Genomic DNA, 15,225 nt, shown 5'->3' on the forward strand with positions numbered 1-15,225 from the left:
CGTGGGCGGCGCAGTGTTCCCGTGGCGCAGCGCCAACCGCTTCGAGTTGTTGATCGACGGGCCGAATTTCTTCCCGCAGATGCTGGTGGAGATTGCCCGTGCCGAGCGGCAGGTTGAACTGGAGTTGTACCTGGTGGAAGCCGGCGCCTGTGCCGAGGCCATGGTGCAGGCGTTGGTGCTTGCCGCTGAACGGGGTGTGCGGGTGCGCTGCCTGTTTGATGACTACGGCAGCCTGGCGTTTACCCTCGGGCTGCGCAAACGCCTGACCGATGCCGGTGTGGAACTGCGTTTCTACAATCGCCTGAACTGGCGGCGCTGGATGCGCAACCTGTACCGCGACCACCGCAAACTGTTGCTGGTCGACCAGGGCTGCGCCTTCGTCGGCGGCACCGGTGTTACCGATGAATTCTGGAACCCGGGCCACGACACGGCCGACTGGCACGAAGTGATGGTGCAGATCAGCGGCCCGCTGGTGCAGGACTGGCAGGCGCTGTTCGACCGCCAATGGCACGCCAACGCCGCCCGCCGCGAATGGAAACCCGCGACCCGTTTCGGCTTGCCGCGCTTGCCCAGAATGCCCGCCACCGGGCCGGGGCTGGGACGTGTTGCATACGCCGACGCCCGCCAGCATCGGGATATTCTGCAATCGCTGATCCGCGCCTTGAACGGCGGCCAGCAACGTATCTGGCTGGCGACCCCGTACTTCCTGCCGACCTGGGGCGTGCGCCGCGCATTGCGCCGGGCGGCAGGGCGCGGGGTGGATGTGCGCTTGCTGCTGACCGGCCCGCGCACCGACCATCCGTCCGTGCGCTATGCCGGGCACCGGTATTACCCGCGCCTGCTGCGCTCGGGGGTGCAGATCTTTGAATACCAGCCATGCTTTTTGCACTTGAAGATGGTGCTGGTGGACGATTGGGTCAGTGTCGGCTCGTGCAACTTCGATCACTGGAACCTGCGCTTCAACCTCGATGCCAACCTGGAAGCGTTGGACCCAGAGTTGACGCAAGCGGTGGCGGGCAGTTTCGAGCGGGATTTTGCCCAGAGCCTGGCGGTCAGCCTGGAGGCATGGAAGTCGCGGCCGTTGTGGCGGCGAGTGAAGCAGCGGGTGTGGGGGTGGATTGATCGGTTGGTGGTCAACGTGCTCAACCGACGCGGTTAACCAGACCGCTGAGAGAAAAATGTGGGAGCGGCGGTGCTCGCGAATGCAGTGGATCAGCCAACTCTTCAGTGGCTGACACGACGCCTTCGCGAGCAAGTCGAATCGTCGCACCGCCGCTCCCACATTTTTTTTTGACCGCGTACGGTTTTAGAGCAGTTCGAACGTCTGCTGCTGCACATCCTGGGAGTCCAACCCGATCTGCACATTGAACTCACCCGGTTCCGCCGCGAACTTGAGCTGGGTGTTGTAGAACTTCAAGTCGTCCTCGGTAATGCTGAAGTGCAGCGTGCGTTCTTCGCCAGCCTTGAGCAGCACCTTCTGGAAGTTCTTCAGCTCCTTGATCGGGCGGATCATCGAACCGGCCACGTCCTGGATATACAGCTGCACCACGGTTTCGCCGTCGACCTTGCCGGTGTTCTTCACGGTGACGCTGGCGTCGAGCTTGCCGGTCTTGTTCAGGGTGGTGGACGACAACGCCATGTCCGACAGGCTGAACGTGGTGTAGCTCAGGCCATACCCAAACGGGAACAAGGGCCCGGTGGTGTCATCGAAGTATTGCGAGGTGTAGTTGCCCGGCTTGCCCGGCGTGAACGGCCGGCCGATGGTCAGGTGGTTGTAGTAGGTCGGAATCTGCCCCACCGAACGTGGGAACGTAATCGGCAGCTTGCCCGATGGGTTGTAGTCACCAAACAGCACGTCGGCGATGGCGTTGCCACCCTCGGTGCCGGCGAACCAGGTTTCCAGGATCGCGTCGGCCTGCTGGTTCTCTTCGAGAATCGACAACGGACGGCCGTTCATCAGCACCAGTACCAGCGGCTTGCCGGTGGCTTTCAGCGCCTTGATCAGGTCGCGCTGGCTCTGCGGGATGTTCAGGTCGGTGCGGCTGGAGGATTCGTGGGACATGCCACGGGACTCACCCACCGCTGCCACGATCACATCGGCACTCTTGGCGGCTTTCACCGCTTCGTCGATCAACACTTGCGGTGCGCGTTTGTCGTCCACCACTTCCGGGGCATCGAAGTTGAGGAAGTTGAGGTAGTCGACCACGGCCTTGTCGTTGGTGATGTTGGCGCCGCGGGCATAGATCACTTTGCCTTTTTCGCCGATCACCGCGTTCAGACCGTCCAGCAGGGTCACCGATTGCGCCGGGCGCCCGGCGGCGGCCCAACTGCCCATCATGTCGATCGGGGCCTTGGCCAGCGGGCCGACCAGGGCGATGGTCGCGGATTTTTTCAGTGGCAGGGTGTTGTTCTGGTTTTTCAGCAAGACCAGGCTGCGCCGGGCAATATCACGCGCCTCGGCGCGGTGCAGGCGGCTGTCGGCATAGGTGTCGGCCGGGTCATCCTCGGCCTTGCCGATGCGCAGGTACGGGTCCTTGAACAGGCCCATGTCGTACTTGGCGCCGAGTACTTCGCGCACGGCGTTGTCGATGTCGCTCTGTTCGATCTCGCCGGACTTGAGCAGCCCTGGCAATTCCTTGCCGTACAGCGAGTCGTTCATGCTCATGTCGATACCGGCCTTGATTGCCAGCTTGGCGGCTTCACGCCCGTCCTTGGCCACGCCGTGCTTGATCAGTTCGAAGATCGCGCCGTGGTCGCTCACGGCCAGGCCCTTGAAGCCCCAGTCCTTGCGCAGCAGGTCGTTCATCAGCCAGGTGTTGGCGGTGGCGGGCACGCCGTTGATCGAGTTCAGCGCCACCATCACGCCGCCGGAACCGGCCTTGATCGCCGCGTGGTACGGCGGCAGGTAGTCCTGGTACATCTTGACCGGGCTCATGTCGACCACGTTGTAGTCGCGCCCGCCTTCCACCGCGCCGTACAGGGCGAAGTGCTTGACGCTGGCCATGAGGCTGTCGGCATTCGCGGGGCTGGTGCCCTGGAACGCCTTGACCATCACTTCGGCAATCCGCGAAACCAGGTAGGTGTCTTCGCCGAAACCTTCGGAGGTACGGCCCCAGCGTGGGTCGCGGGAGATGTCGACCATCGGCGCGAAGGTAATGTCGAGGCTGTCGGCGGCGGCTTCCTGGGCGGCGATGCGCCCGGAGCGGTGGATCGCGTCCATGTCCCAGCTGGAGGCCAGTGCCAGGCTGATCGGGAAGATAGTGCGGTGGCCGTGGATCACGTCATAGGCGAAGAACATCGGGATCTTCAGGCGGCTGCGCATCGCCGCGTCCTGCATCGGACGGTTTTCCGGGCGGGTGATCGAGTTGAAGGTGCCACCGATGCGACCGGCGGCGATTTCCTTGCGGATCAGCTCGCGGGGCATTTCGGGGCCGATGCTGATCAGGCGCAATTGGCCGATCTTCTCATCGAGGGTCATCTGCTTGAGCAGGTCGCTGACGAAGGCGTCCTTGTCCTTAAGCGCAGCAGGCTTTGTTTCTGCCCATACGGGGTGACTGGCCAGAGTGGCAACAAGGCCGAGCAAACACAGCTTTTTCATGAATATCCTTTTTCGGCTCACTGCACAGCGAAAATGCGCTGTTCTGCCAAAATGTGGGGAGCGTACGTTGTTGTTCGAGTGTTATACCGACAAATGCCGCACACTTCGGAACTCTTGTTTGCGGTGGGCATCTTTTTAGCTGATTGATTCGATGCAATCCAGTCGTGGTAGCGGATTATGCCTCACGGTTGCCAAATTCCATCAAAGTTCGCCAGGAGAAACACCATGCAAGCAGCACAGGGTTACCGCTGGGGCTTGAAAGCCGCGGCATTGTTATTGATCAGCAGCGTGCTCAGCGGTTGCGGCATCAACAATATTCCGACACTGGACGAACAGGCCAAAGCCGCCTGGGGCCAGGTGCAGAACCAGTACCAACGGCGTGCCGACCTGATCCCCAACCTGGTGGAAGTGGTCAAGGGCTACGCCGCCCATGAGCAGGACACCCTTACCGCGGTGATCGAAGCACGGGCCAAGGCCACCTCGATCCAGGTGGATGCCAGCACCCTCGACAACCCGGAAAAACTCAAGCAGTTCCAGCAAGCCCAGGACGGTTTGAGCGGCGCCCTCAGCCGTCTGATGGTGGTGTCCGAGCGCTATCCGGACCTCAAGGCCAACCAGAACTTCCTGGCCTTGCAATCCCAGCTTGAAGGCACCGAAAACCGCATCGCCGTGGCGCGCCGCGACTTTATCCAGGCGGTGCAGGCCTACAACACCGAGATCCGCACTTTCCCGGGCCGGCTGTGGCACAGCGTGATGTACAGCGACTTGCCGATCCGCGCCTCGTTTGAAGCCACCAGCGCCGACGCCGATAAAGCGCCGCAAGTGAAGTTCAAGTAAAGCTGCACTGAGGTGTCGATGCGTTTACTAAGGATAGGCCTGGCGCTGTGGCTGTTGGCTTGCGTGGGCGTGGCCCAGGCGGCGCTGACATTCCCGGCGCTGACCGGGCGGGTGGTCGATAACGCCCAGATGCTCGACGCGCCCACGCGCGAGCGGCTGACCCAGCAATTGCAGGCGCTGGAGCAGACCTCGGGCGACCAGATCGTGGTGGTCACCGTGCCCGACCTGCAAGGCGTGCCCATTGAAGACTTCGGTTACCAATTGGGCCGCCACTGGGGCATCGGCCAGAAGGGCAAGGACAACGGCGCACTGCTGATCGTCGCCCGCGATGAGCGCAAATTGCGCATCGAAGTCGGCTACGGCCTGGAAGGTGTGCTCACCGATGCGCAAGCGTGGGTGATCATCAACCAGGTGATCGCACCGAAGTTCAAGGCTGGTAACTTCAGCCAGGGCATCAGCGACGGCGTGGCGGCGATGCTGCAGGTGGTGGGCGGCGAACCGCTGGCCGTGCCGGCGCATGTGGCGGATGCCAACTTTGCCAAGGATAATCCCGGGTTTTCCATTGGCTTGTTTATCCTGCTGATCGGCGTGTTGTGGTTGTGCAATCGCCTGGGTCTGCCGGTGGGCGCGATCCTGCTGGCGATTCTCAGCAGCAGCGGCCGTGGTGGTGGCGGCGGTGGCGGCGGCGGTTTCCGTGGCGGCGGTGGTGGTTTCGGCGGCGGTGGGGCTTCGGGCGGCTGGTGATGATAATAATGAGAGAGCAACGATAACCATGGCATTACTGACTGAACACGAGCAGCGCCAAGTCGCCGAAGCCATCGCCCGCGTGGAGAAAACCACCGACGCGGAGCTGGTGACGGTACTGGCGGCCCGCGCCGACGATTACGCCTATATCCCGCTGTTGTGGGCCAGTCTGATCGCGCTGGTGGTGCCCGGCGTGGTGCATTACCTGTCGGGCTACATGACCATGTACACCTTGCTGCTGGCGCAGTGGGCGACATTCATCGTGTTGTGCCTGGTGTTCCGCTTGCCCAAGGTCACCACGCGCTTGATCCCGCGTTCGGTGCGCCATTGGCGCGCATCCAACCTGGCCCGCCGACAGTTCCTGGAGCAGAACCTGCACCACACCCTGGGTAGCACCGGCGTGCTGATTTTTGTCAGCGAGGCGGAGCGGTATGTGGAGATCCTGGTAGATGACGGGATTTCCAAGCGCCTGGATGACAGCAGTTGGGATGCCATCGTGCAGGCGTTTACCCAACAGGTGAAGCAGGGGCAGACGCTGGCGGGGTTTATCGACTGCATCGAAGCGTGTGGCGAGTTGTTGAAGGTGCATGTGCCGGTGACGCAAACCCGCAATGAATTGCCCAATCGCCTGATCGTACTCAACTAAAAATGTGGGAGCGGGCTTGCTCGCGAATGCGGTGTGTCAGTCAACAGATTCATTGTCTGATCCACCGCATTCGCGAGCAAGCCCGCTCCCACATTGGGTGTTGTGTCGGCAATACAATTACCGTTAGTCAAATAACCCCGTGCCCTGAAGCCCCGTCCCCCCTAAAATGCCCGGCATTCCCAGCCCGAGGCGTTTTTGTTCATGTCTGTCACCGCTCAACCTGTCAGCGACCACCACGCCCAGTTCATCGAACTGCTCGGCACAAGCCTCGCGCAGAACGCCTTTATCAAGCTGGTGCTGGCCAAGTACGTCGGTGACGAAGCCGAGTTGCAGCGCCTGATCATCAAGGCGGTGACGGTCAAGGAGCAGGCGTGCCTGTCCTTCGTCTATCGCTATAAAACCCGCGACATCACCAAGAACTTCCCCGTGGCCGAGGGCGTGGCGACGATTGCCGCGCTGCTGCCGGCGCAGTTCAAGAACGCGCACTTATTGTCGTTGACCGACGAAGCCCAGCTGGAATACAGCAAGAAGAACAAAAGCTCGCTGTTCAAAAGCAAACCGCAGCAACTGCGCGAGGCGCCGAGCGCCGAGCACAACCGTGAGAAGAATCGCTTCCTCGACCTCAGCCGGCCATTCCTCGCTGACCTGGGCGTGACCGACGCCAAGCAGGCGCTGATCCCGTCGATGTCGCGCAAGTGGAAGCAGATCAACAAGTTCATCGAAGTGTTCAGCCATGCGCTGACCAGCTCACCGCTCAAACTGGACCGCCCGGTGCGCGTCGCCGATTTCGGCTCGGGCAAGGGTTACCTGACCTTCGCCATCCACGATTACCTGCGCAACACCCTCAAGGCCGAGGGCGAGGTGACGGGCGTCGAGTTGCGCGAAGACATGGTGACGTTGTGCAACAGCGCCGCCGCGCGCCTGGAACATCCGGGGCTGGTGTTCAAATGTGGCGATGTGCGCAGCGTGGCGCCGAGCGAACTGGACGTGATGATCGCCCTGCACGCCTGCGACATCGCCACCGACTATGCGATCCACACCGGTATCCGTTCCGGCGCGTCGATCATCATGTGCTCGCCGTGCTGCCACAAGCAGATCCGCCTGCAGATCCAGAGCCCGGCGCTGTTGAAGCCGATGCTGCAATACGGCTTGCACCTGGGACAGCAGGCCGAGATGGTGACCGACAGCTTGCGTGCGTTGTTCCTCGAAGCGTGCGGATATGAAACCAAGGTGTTTGAATTCATCTCGTTGGATCACACCAACAAAAACAAGATGATTCTGGCGGTCAAGCGTGAGCAGCCGCTGGATAACGCGCAGTTGCTGGAAAAAATCCAGGAGCTGAAGGCGTTCTACCACATCACCGAACACTGCCTGGAAACCCTGCTGCGTGCGGATGGCTACCTGAACTGAACAGCTATCCCCTGTGGGAGTGGGCTTGTGTGGGAGCGGGCTTGCTCGCGAACGCGGTGGATCAGTTGAAAAATGTGTGACTGACACACCGCATTCGCGAGCAAGCCCGCTCCCACATTTAGACCGTGTCTGGCTTGAGAGCAGGCGCAGGCTGCACCGAAGTCTTGCGCCCCAGCATCACCGTCACAATCACCCCACAGGCAAACACCCAGGTAATCGGCTCAATGTGTTCGCCAAAGAACAATGCCGAAAACGCGATGGTGAAGAAGATCTGCAACAGCTGGATCTGGCTGACCCGCGCAATGCCGCCCATGGCCAACCCGGCGTACCAGGCGAAGAACCCCAGGAACTGCGAGAACAGCGACACATACCCAAACGCCCACCACGTACGCATCGACACCGCGCCTTGATGCTGCGCCGCCAAGTACCACACCGGGCCGATCAACAGCGGCGTCGACAGCACCAGCGCCCAGCAGATCACCTGCCAGCCGCCCATCTCCTTGGCCAGGCGGCCACCTTCGGCATACCCGAGGCCGCCCACGGCGATGGCGCCGAGCATCAGCAAGTCGCCCGCCTGGATACTGCCCGCGCCGGTGATCAAGGCATAACTCAACACCAGCCCACTGCCCAGCGCCGCGCAGGCCCAGAAGGCTTTTGACGGCCGCTCGTGGGACAGCCACGCCGCATACAGCGCCACACACAGCGGTTGCAGGCCGTTGACCAGCGCGCCGTGGGACGCCGGCAGGGTTTGCATGGCCCACGCCGACAGCACCGGAAAGCCCAGGATCACCCCGGCAATCACCAGGCACAGCCCGCGCACCTGGCGCCAGCTCGGCCACTGTTCACGGCGCCACAGCAACAAGGCTGCCGCCGGGATCGCCGCGAACAACGCACGGCCGAGGCCGTTGAGCAACGGGTGGATTTCCTGCACCACGATGCGGGTGAAGGGCAGGGTCAGGCTGAAGATGATGACGCCCAGCAGGCCAAGGGCCATACCGGTGTTTTCGCGCGAGCTCATGGAGTGGGACCGAAATCGATAGGGCTTCAAGGGAAGCCCATCTAGCCACAACCCCCGCCGATCAAGGGCCTACAGCTGGGTGCGGATTTATCCGTACAGTTGCATGCTGGAGGAACCGGGTTTGTGTAGGGAGCTGGGCTTGCCCGCGATGCAGGCACCTCGGTATGCCTGTTGCACCGAGGTGATGCTATCGCAGGCAAGCCAGCTCCCACTCGACCGGCTCGCTCGGTTAGAAGAACCGCGTAACGCTGATCTTCGCGTTGCGCCCTTCGCTGTAGGCGCGGTCGCCGCTGAGTGCCGGGCGGTAGTTGTTGTTGAGCAGGTTATCGACGGTGAAGTTGACCTCGGTGCCTTTCAGGCCGGCTTGCTGCGGCTTCCAGTTGGCGAACAGGCCCATGCTGGCGTAGTCGTCGTTGGCGTATTGGTCGTAGAACGTGTCGCCCACGCTGCTGTTGAAGCCGCTGGAGTATTTGTCGCTGGGCAGGCGGTCGGTCTTGCGCACGAACTGCGCGGTCCAGCCGACCTGCGCGTCCCACGCCGGGATCTTGTTGCCCATCATCAGCACCCATTTGGCCGGTGGAATATCTCGCGCGTACACGTGGGTGCTGGTGGCCCACGGGTTGGTGTAGGGGTTGTCGCGTTTGCCGGTGGCCCAGGAGTAGGTCACCGAGCCGAACACGTAAGTCGAGTCGTAATAGGCTTCCAGCTCGAAGCCCTTGATGGTCATGCCACCGACGTTGCGGTAGTTGGTCTTGGCCGCCATGTCGGCGCTGGTGCAGACGCTGTCGATGGTGCCGGACACGCTGTTTTGCCGGGCGCAACCGATGCCCGTGGCCTTGAAGATTTCGTCTTCGATGCGGTTATGGAACAGCGTGGTGCGCAGTTGCAGGTTGTCGCCATGGCCGATGAGGTTGGAGAAGTTGGTGACGTTACCCGCCGTGATCGCCGTGATGCGCTCCGGCTTGAGGTTGAGGCTGGTGGACGTGCGGCTGCCGAGGCCTTGCACTTCGTATTGTTCGTCGATCACCGGGGCGCGCCAGGTTTTGTTCCAGCTGGCGAACATCGCCACATCCGGGGTGATGGCCCAGTAGGCGGCCAGGCGCGGCGACCAACCGGTGTAGGTTTTGTCGCTGTAGTCGTGGCCGATGCTGGGATCGGGGTTGCTGTAGTAAGGCGCGTCGTTGGCTTCGCCGCGGTTGCGCACATGGTCATAGCGCAGGGACGGGGTGATGGTCACGTCGCCGATCGTCACCGCGTCCTGCACGTAGAACGAATGGGTGTCGACTTTGCCGTGGGGCATGAAGTACGGCTGGAAATGCCCGTAGTTGTACTTGGCGGTGTTGTAGGTGGCGCCCGGCATCCAGCTTTCGGTTTCACGCTTGTGCTTGCGGATCTGCACCCCGGTGGTCAGCGCGTGTTCCAGCGGCCCGGTGTTGAACAGGCTGGTGTTGCGCAACTCCAGGATCTTGTCGCCATAGGCCGTGTCCATCTTGCGCCCGCCGGTGGCCAGGCTGAACGAGGCGTCCTCGTTGCGCTCGTCGGTCTGGTCGGTGCGGGACACCGAGTAGCTGAGCTTCAAGTCGATCAGCGGGTTGTCCAGCGGCTGGTAGACGTACTTGCCGGAGTAGGTGGTGTCGACGGTGGTGCGGTTGGCCAGGAAGCGCTTTAGTGCGCCCTCGTAGCCATAGCGGTCGATGGCCGATTGCAGCGGCGGTGTGGGATAGCTTTTGGCCGAGAACGGCGTCCAGCGCTCGCTGCTCGCGCGCGAGTACGACAACCCCATGCTGTGTTCATCGGTGAAGTGCGCGTTGACCTTGAACAGCTTGCCGTCCACATCCTGGGCGCTGTTGGGCAGGCGCTTGGGGTTGATCGGGAACTTGTTGTCGGGATCGGGCGGGGTGCCGGCCAGTTTCATGTCGCCGCCGTCGCGCTGGGTCAGGTAGGCGAGCGCATCGAAGCGGCCGTCGTCGGTGCGGCCGTAGACGGCTGAGCTATAGACCTGCTCGTGGTCGTTGCTGGCGTAGCCGTACTTGAGCATGGCGCCGGCGTTGCGGCCGTCTTCCAGCAGGTCGGGGGCGTCTTTGGTTTCCATGATGATCGAGCCGCCAAAGCCGCCGTTGCCGGTGAAGGCCGAGTAGGGGCCTTTCTCCACTTCGACGCTCTTGATCAGCTCGGGCTCGATAAACACCGTGCCTTGCTGGTAGCGCTCAAAACCGCTCTTGGTCGCGCCATCCACCGACATCGGTACGTCTTCGGCCTCGCCGAAGCCACGGATGTTGATGGTCTGCCCGCCCGGCTTGGACGAGCCGCCCATGAACACGCCTGGCAGGGTCTGCAACAGCGATGGGATGTTGTTGGGCTGGTAGCGGTCGATGTCGGCCTGGCGCAGGGTTGAGCGGCCGACGGTGGTGGAGTCGACCTTGTTGCCGGTGCCGATCACGCTCAGGGCATCCAGTTGCACCGCGCCGCTGTTGGTGGTCTTGGGGTCTTCGGGCTTGACCACGTAGGTGCTGCCGACCCTGATCAGGGTAAATTCACCGTTCTTGAGCAGGGTACGAATGGCCACTTCCGGGGTGAAGTCGCCGTCGAGCGCTGGCGCCTGCACGTTCTTGAGCAGCGTTTCATCGAACAACAGCTGGATTTTAGCCTGCTGCGCCACTTGGCTCAGAGACGTGGCCAGCGCCTGGGCGGGCAGTTGCAGCTTGAGCGAATCCGCCTGGGCGCTGAGGCTGAACGCCAGGCAACTGGCGATGAGGGTCGGTCGAAGAAACAGGTGCGAAGCGTGGCAAGGCGCGCGAAACATGAAATCCCCCGGTGCGGCTAACTAGCCAAAAGGTGTGCGTATCAAGTGCAGACCGGAGGAAGACGGGGCAGGTAAATAAATCCACACCTGCGAATGCAAAATATTCTCAAATAGATATTATTTGTTTGCTTCGATCCTGATGATGCCATCGGCCGAGGTCACGGTTTTTACCGGCAGCAGGGCCGGGAGGGCGCTGAGCAGGGCGTCCGGATCGTTTACGTCGAGGTTGCCCGAGACCTTCAGTTGCGCCACGGCATGGCTGACTTGCATCGGGGCTTGCGGGCGGTAAAGGCCCAGTTCGTCGATCAGGCTGGCCAGCTCGCGATTGCGAAATGCCAGGTGCCCGCTGCGCCAGTCGGCGACTTCTTCGCCGGTGAGGCTTTGCTGCTGCAGGGTGCCCTTGGCGTAGTTGAAGGTGGCGCGTTGTTGGGCTCCGAGCAGTGCGACGGGGCTTTTGGCATCGGGTGCGAAGGCGACCTGGCCATGGGCGACGCTGACCACCAGTTGCTGCTGGCTGCGGCGCACGTCAAAACCGGTGCCAACCACCCGTACATTCGCTGCGCCGGCTTGTACGAACAGTGGGCGTTCCTTGTCAGGCGCGACCTCTATGTACAACTGGCCCTTGTCCAGGTGAAGAATGCGCTGGTAGGCGCTGAAATCCACGCGCACGCGGGTGTTGGCGTTTACATACAAGGTGCTGCCATCGGGCAGGTTCAAGGTGCGCATGCCCTTGGCGTGGGCGGCAACCTGGGTGTGAAAAAGCTCGCGTGGCGTGTCGATCCTGTTGGCCAGCACGGCGCAGACCAACGCGGCGGCCACCGCCAGAGCCGGGCGCCACATCGGCGCTTTGCGCTTGGGCAGCGCCACGGGTTTGTTCAGTTGCTGCAATTGGGCCAGGTCGGCCCACAGTTGCTCGAACTCGGCATAGGCGCGGGCATGCGCAGGCTCGGCCTGCCAGGCGGCAAAGGCCTTGCGCTCGGTACGGTCGGGGTCGTTGCGGTTGCGGGTAAACCAACTGGCGGCTTGGGCGTCGATAGAGTCGATCTCTTCGATGTCCATTGCGTCTGTGTCGCTCAGGCGGTTCATTCTGGCTGCTCCGTGCCGGGTTCGTGTTGAAGGCGTCGCTTGCAATGCAGCAGGGCGAAGGCGATGTGTTTTTCCACCATGCTGGTGGAAATCCCCATGCGTTCGGCGATCTGCGCCTGGCTCAGGCCTTCGAAGCGGTGCAGCATAAGGGCTTCTCGGCGGCGGGGCGAGAGCTCGGCGAGGACTTCTTTCAACTGTTCCAGGCGTTGCAAGCGCTGCACGGCGGCCATGGGCTCGTTGTGCTCGTCGGTGACCGGCTCGGCATCCCGTTCGGCCTGATCGCTGTGGACGGTATGGCGCACCTTCTGTTTGCGCCAGTGATCACGCAGCAGGTTGCGTGCCATCTGGAACAGAAACGCCCGCGGCTGCTCGACCTTGGCGCGGTCGCGGTAGTCCAGCCATTGGGTGAAGACGTCCTGGGTCATGTCCGCAGCGTCGCTGGCGTTGTCCGTGCGTTTGCGCAGGAAATACAGAATATCTGTATAGAACCCGCGAAAGGCATCGGCCGACAGCGGGTCGGGCTTGGGGCGAGACATGAATATCCTTCTTGACGAAGCGCGACGTAGGAAAGTCGCGAATGGTATCGAGAACCATTGCTATTTGTCTCTAAAAAAGTGGGAGAGGCCTTGCCCTCGATGACCCTGGTTCAGCCAACGCATGCAGTGGCTGACACTCCGGCATCGGGGCCACGCCCCTCCCACATTTTTCTCAGCGTTCGACGGGCACGGACAGCGCAGGATTGCCCAACGCATGGGTACGCGCGGCAAAGAACCTCAGTTCCACATCGGTTCCCTCGAACAGCTGCGAATACCGCCGCTTCTGCTGACGAATAAACCCATCACTGCGTCCCGACACCGAAATCGCCAAGGTGGTCAATCCCGCCTGGCGAATCGCATCCACCAAGTGTTTGTCCTGTGCCCCCAATTCGTGGCCGAAGATGCACAACGCCCCTTCATGGGTCAGCAATTGCTCATAGCAGAACGACAGGTAATCCGAACTGCGGATGGTCTTGAGCTTCTCTTCAACCTTGCCCTCGCTGACAAACAGTGGCACATCGTCGAGGGTCTTGATCGTGTTGTTGATCGCAAAACTGCTGAGCAAGGTGCTGTCGGTGGTCGGCAGCTTGCGTGCGGTGCCGTCGAGGTTGCGCACCAGGTGCAGACCGCCGTGCAGGTAGAGGATGCGCGTGGCGTCGGTGCGGGTGTTGCGCAGGTCGAAGCTGGCGTCGGCGCTGCCGAACAGGTCGTCAATGCCCGGCGCATGCAGGATCGCCCAGTAGTTGAGCAAGTCGTAGTTGCTCGTGAATACCGTGGAGTAGCTTGCCAGTTCGCGGTTGATCGTCGCCAATGTCGACGGTTGCACCAGACGCCACGGGATATGCACGGCGTGGATGGTATTGATCAGCGCTTCCTTGATCGCGTAGTAGCGATTGCGCGGCGCCGCCGAGCTGACTGCCAGCGCCTTGTTGACCCGGCTGGTGGTTTTCAGGGCACCCAGGGCTTGCTCGAAACTGCGGGTTTGCAGGGCATCGAACACGCTGAGCTCGGATTGGCTCAGGGGCTTTTCTTCGACGGTGCGGGCGTTTTCGAACAGCGAGTCGTAGGCAAAGTCTTCCCAAATCGTACGGCTGGCGCCGTTGCCGATCAGAATCCCGCTGAAGTCGATCGCGCTGCGCAGGGCGCTCCAGTCTTCAAGGTGGGCGTCAATATCCTGGAAATCCTTCATTGCGGCGGGTCTACTCGAAATCGGCTGGGCGGTGACTTTATCACGAGCGGGCGTTGATCCTGATCAAGATGCGCTGCGCGCCACGGGTTGATTCTGTAGGCATAAAGCCTCTGAGGATTCGCCATGAGCAGCACCTTCTTTATTCCCGCCGTCAACATCATGGGCACTGATTGCCTCGACGAAGCCATGACTGCCATTCGCAACTACGGCTTTCGCAAGGCGCTGATCGTCACCGACGCCGGCTTGGCCAAGGCGGGCGTGGCCCACATGATCGCCGAGAAACTGGCGATGCAGGACATCGACTCGGTGATCTACGACGGCGCCAAACCCAACCCCAACGTGGAAAACGTCGAGAACGGCCTGGCGCTCTTGCAGGCGAGCGCCTGCGATTTTGTGGTGTCCCTGGGCGGCGGTTCGCCGCACGACTGCGCCAAGGGCATCGCCCTGTGCGCCACCAATGGCGGGCATATCGGCGACTACGAGGGGGTCGACCAATCGAGCAAGCCGCAACTGCCGCTGGTGGCCATCAACACCACCGCCGGCACCGCCAGCGAGATGACCCGTTTCTGCATCATTACCGACGAAACCCGCCACGTGAAAATGGCCATCGTCGACCGCAACGTCACGCCGCTGCTGTCGGTCAACGACCCGGCATTGATGGTCGGCATGCCCAAGGGCCTCACCGCCGCCACCGGCATGGACGCCTTGACCCACGCCATCGAAGCCTACGTGTCCACTGCCGCCACGCCGATCACTGACGCTTGCGCGATCAAAGCCATCGAACTGATCAGTGCCAACCTGCGCCTGGCCGTGCGCGACGGCAGCGACAAGGCCGCGCGGGAAAACATGGCGTATGCGCAGTTCCTCGCCGGCATGGCGTTCAACAACGCGTCGCTGGGCTTTGTACACGCCATGGCCCACCAACTGGGCGGCTTGTACGATTTGCCCCACGGCGTGTGCAACGCTGTCCTACTGCCCCATGTGCAGAGCTTCAACGCCAGCGTCAGCGCCAAACGCTTGTGCGACGTGGGCCGCGCCCTGGGCGCCGACGTCAAGGGCATCACCGTGGAAGAGGGCGCCCAGGCGGCCATCGCGGCGATTCGCAGTTTGTCCCAGGACGTCGACATCCCCGCTGGCCTGCGTGAACTGGGCGCCAAGTTGCAGGACATCCCGCTGCTCGCCACCAACGCCTTGAAGGATGCGTGCGGGCTGACCAACCCACGGCGCGCGGATCAAAGGCAGATAGAAGAGATCTTTCGCAGCGCTTTCTAGCGGGGCAGTGACGAGCCGCAAGCGTTAAGCTACAAGTGAAATCGCATTCAACTTGAAGCTTGAGCTTGCGGCTTGCCGCTGAGGTC

General features: G+C 62.0%; 12 protein-coding genes. 6 read left to right on the forward strand and 6 right to left on the reverse strand.

Features of this window, described 5'->3' with window-relative positions; genetic code table 11:
- Position 1 precedes the first annotated feature (1 nt).
- Positions 2 to 1,159: a phospholipase D-like domain-containing protein gene (locus tag OPU96_RS14315; RefSeq protein ID WP_226455241.1), complete on the forward strand. Its 1,158-nt coding sequence runs from the start codon at positions 2 to 4 to the stop codon at positions 1,157 to 1,159.
- 147 nt (positions 1,160 to 1,306) lie between these two features.
- On the opposite strand, the gene bglX is transcribed toward OPU96_RS14315, so the two are convergent.
- The gene (gene bglX / locus OPU96_RS14320; RefSeq protein WP_226455242.1) at positions 1,307 to 3,598 is read right to left on the reverse strand and encodes a beta-glucosidase BglX; all 2,292 of its coding nucleotides are present in this window, start codon (positions 3,596 to 3,598) and stop codon (positions 1,307 to 1,309) included.
- Positions 3,599 to 3,823: 225 nt separating this feature from the next.
- Here bglX and OPU96_RS14325 point away from each other — a divergent pair, with 225 nt between their 5' ends.
- From OPU96_RS14325 to OPU96_RS14340, 4 genes are all read left to right on the forward strand, one after another.
- Positions 3,824 to 4,435, forward strand: coding sequence for a LemA family protein (locus OPU96_RS14325; protein ID WP_192299258.1), 612 nt, complete (start codon positions 3,824 to 3,826; stop codon positions 4,433 to 4,435).
- Positions 4,436 to 4,453: 18 nt separating this feature from the next.
- The gene (locus OPU96_RS14330; RefSeq protein WP_305392225.1) at positions 4,454 to 5,179 is read left to right on the forward strand and encodes a TPM domain-containing protein; all 726 of its coding nucleotides are present in this window, start codon (positions 4,454 to 4,456) and stop codon (positions 5,177 to 5,179) included.
- A gap of 28 nt (positions 5,180 to 5,207) precedes the next feature.
- Positions 5,208 to 5,825, forward strand: coding sequence for a TPM domain-containing protein (locus tag OPU96_RS14335; protein WP_226455244.1), 618 nt, complete (start codon positions 5,208 to 5,210; stop codon positions 5,823 to 5,825).
- Between the two features lie 201 nt (positions 5,826 to 6,026).
- Positions 6,027 to 7,235 (forward strand): class I SAM-dependent methyltransferase, encoded by a 1,209-nt coding sequence (locus OPU96_RS14340; protein WP_226455245.1) that lies wholly within the window; start codon positions 6,027 to 6,029, stop codon positions 7,233 to 7,235.
- 118 nt (positions 7,236 to 7,353) lie between these two features.
- Here the strand turns inward: OPU96_RS14340 and OPU96_RS14345 are convergent, their stop codons facing one another.
- The 5 genes from OPU96_RS14345 to OPU96_RS14365 all read right to left on the reverse strand — a co-directional run bounded on the left by OPU96_RS14345 (position 7,354) and on the right by OPU96_RS14365 (position 13,867).
- Complete coding sequence (locus tag OPU96_RS14345) at positions 7,354 to 8,253, reverse strand: DMT family transporter (RefSeq protein ID WP_305392226.1); 900 nt, start codon at positions 8,251 to 8,253, stop codon at positions 7,354 to 7,356.
- Between the two features lie 229 nt (positions 8,254 to 8,482).
- Positions 8,483 to 11,056, reverse strand: coding sequence for a TonB-dependent receptor (locus OPU96_RS14350; protein WP_498559269.1), 2,574 nt, complete (start codon positions 11,054 to 11,056; stop codon positions 8,483 to 8,485).
- Between the two features lie 117 nt (positions 11,057 to 11,173).
- Positions 11,174 to 12,142 carry a FecR family protein gene (locus OPU96_RS14355; protein WP_498559270.1) on the reverse strand — a complete coding sequence of 323 codons (969 nt, stop codon included), beginning with the start codon at positions 12,140 to 12,142 and terminating at the stop codon, positions 11,174 to 11,176.
- Complete coding sequence (locus tag OPU96_RS14360; RefSeq protein WP_305392229.1) at positions 12,139 to 12,678, reverse strand: RNA polymerase sigma factor; 540 nt, start codon at positions 12,676 to 12,678, stop codon at positions 12,139 to 12,141. Before OPU96_RS14360 ends, OPU96_RS14355 begins: the two co-directional genes overlap by 4 nt.
- 172 nt (positions 12,679 to 12,850) lie before the next feature.
- Entirely contained in the window at positions 12,851 to 13,867 is a 1,017-nt protein-coding gene (locus OPU96_RS14365; protein ID WP_498559271.1) for a DUF4917 family protein, read from the reverse strand.
- Between the two features lie 123 nt (positions 13,868 to 13,990).
- Here OPU96_RS14365 and yiaY point away from each other — a divergent pair, with 123 nt between their 5' ends.
- The gene (yiaY, locus tag OPU96_RS14370) at positions 13,991 to 15,139 is read left to right on the forward strand and encodes an L-threonine dehydrogenase (protein WP_192299249.1); all 1,149 of its coding nucleotides are present in this window, start codon (positions 13,991 to 13,993) and stop codon (positions 15,137 to 15,139) included.
- The last annotated feature ends 86 nt before the right edge of the window (positions 15,140 to 15,225 follow it).

It is taken from the genome of Pseudomonas sp. RP-B7 (assembly GCF_059803535.1).

What these genes read in the sequence shown, in the direction of transcription:
- OPU96_RS14355 (WP_498559270.1), bottom strand. Translation starts at nt 12,142, where the DNA reads ATGAACCGCCTGAGCGACACAGACGCAATGGACATCGAAGAGATCGAC.
- OPU96_RS14340 (WP_226455245.1), top strand. Translation starts at nt 6,027, where the DNA reads ATGTCTGTCACCGCTCAACCTGTCAGCGACCACCACGCCCAGTTCATC.
- OPU96_RS14330 (WP_305392225.1), top strand. Translation starts at nt 4,454, where the DNA reads ATGCGTTTACTAAGGATAGGCCTGGCGCTGTGGCTGTTGGCTTGCGTG.
- OPU96_RS14325 (WP_192299258.1), top strand. Translation starts at nt 3,824, where the DNA reads ATGCAAGCAGCACAGGGTTACCGCTGGGGCTTGAAAGCCGCGGCATTG.
- bglX (WP_226455242.1), bottom strand. Translation starts at nt 3,598, where the DNA reads ATGAAAAAGCTGTGTTTGCTCGGCCTTGTTGCCACTCTGGCCAGTCAC.
- OPU96_RS14365 (WP_498559271.1), bottom strand. Translation starts at nt 13,867, where the DNA reads ATGAAGGATTTCCAGGATATTGACGCCCACCTTGAAGACTGGAGCGCC.
- OPU96_RS14350 (WP_498559269.1), bottom strand. Translation starts at nt 11,056, where the DNA reads ATGTTTCGCGCGCCTTGCCACGCTTCGCACCTGTTTCTTCGACCGACC.
- OPU96_RS14345 (WP_305392226.1), bottom strand. Translation starts at nt 8,253, where the DNA reads ATGAGCTCGCGCGAAAACACCGGTATGGCCCTTGGCCTGCTGGGCGTC.
- OPU96_RS14360 (WP_305392229.1), bottom strand. Translation starts at nt 12,678, where the DNA reads ATGTCTCGCCCCAAGCCCGACCCGCTGTCGGCCGATGCCTTTCGCGGG.
- OPU96_RS14335 (WP_226455244.1), top strand. Translation starts at nt 5,208, where the DNA reads ATGGCATTACTGACTGAACACGAGCAGCGCCAAGTCGCCGAAGCCATC.
- yiaY (WP_192299249.1), top strand. Translation starts at nt 13,991, where the DNA reads ATGAGCAGCACCTTCTTTATTCCCGCCGTCAACATCATGGGCACTGAT.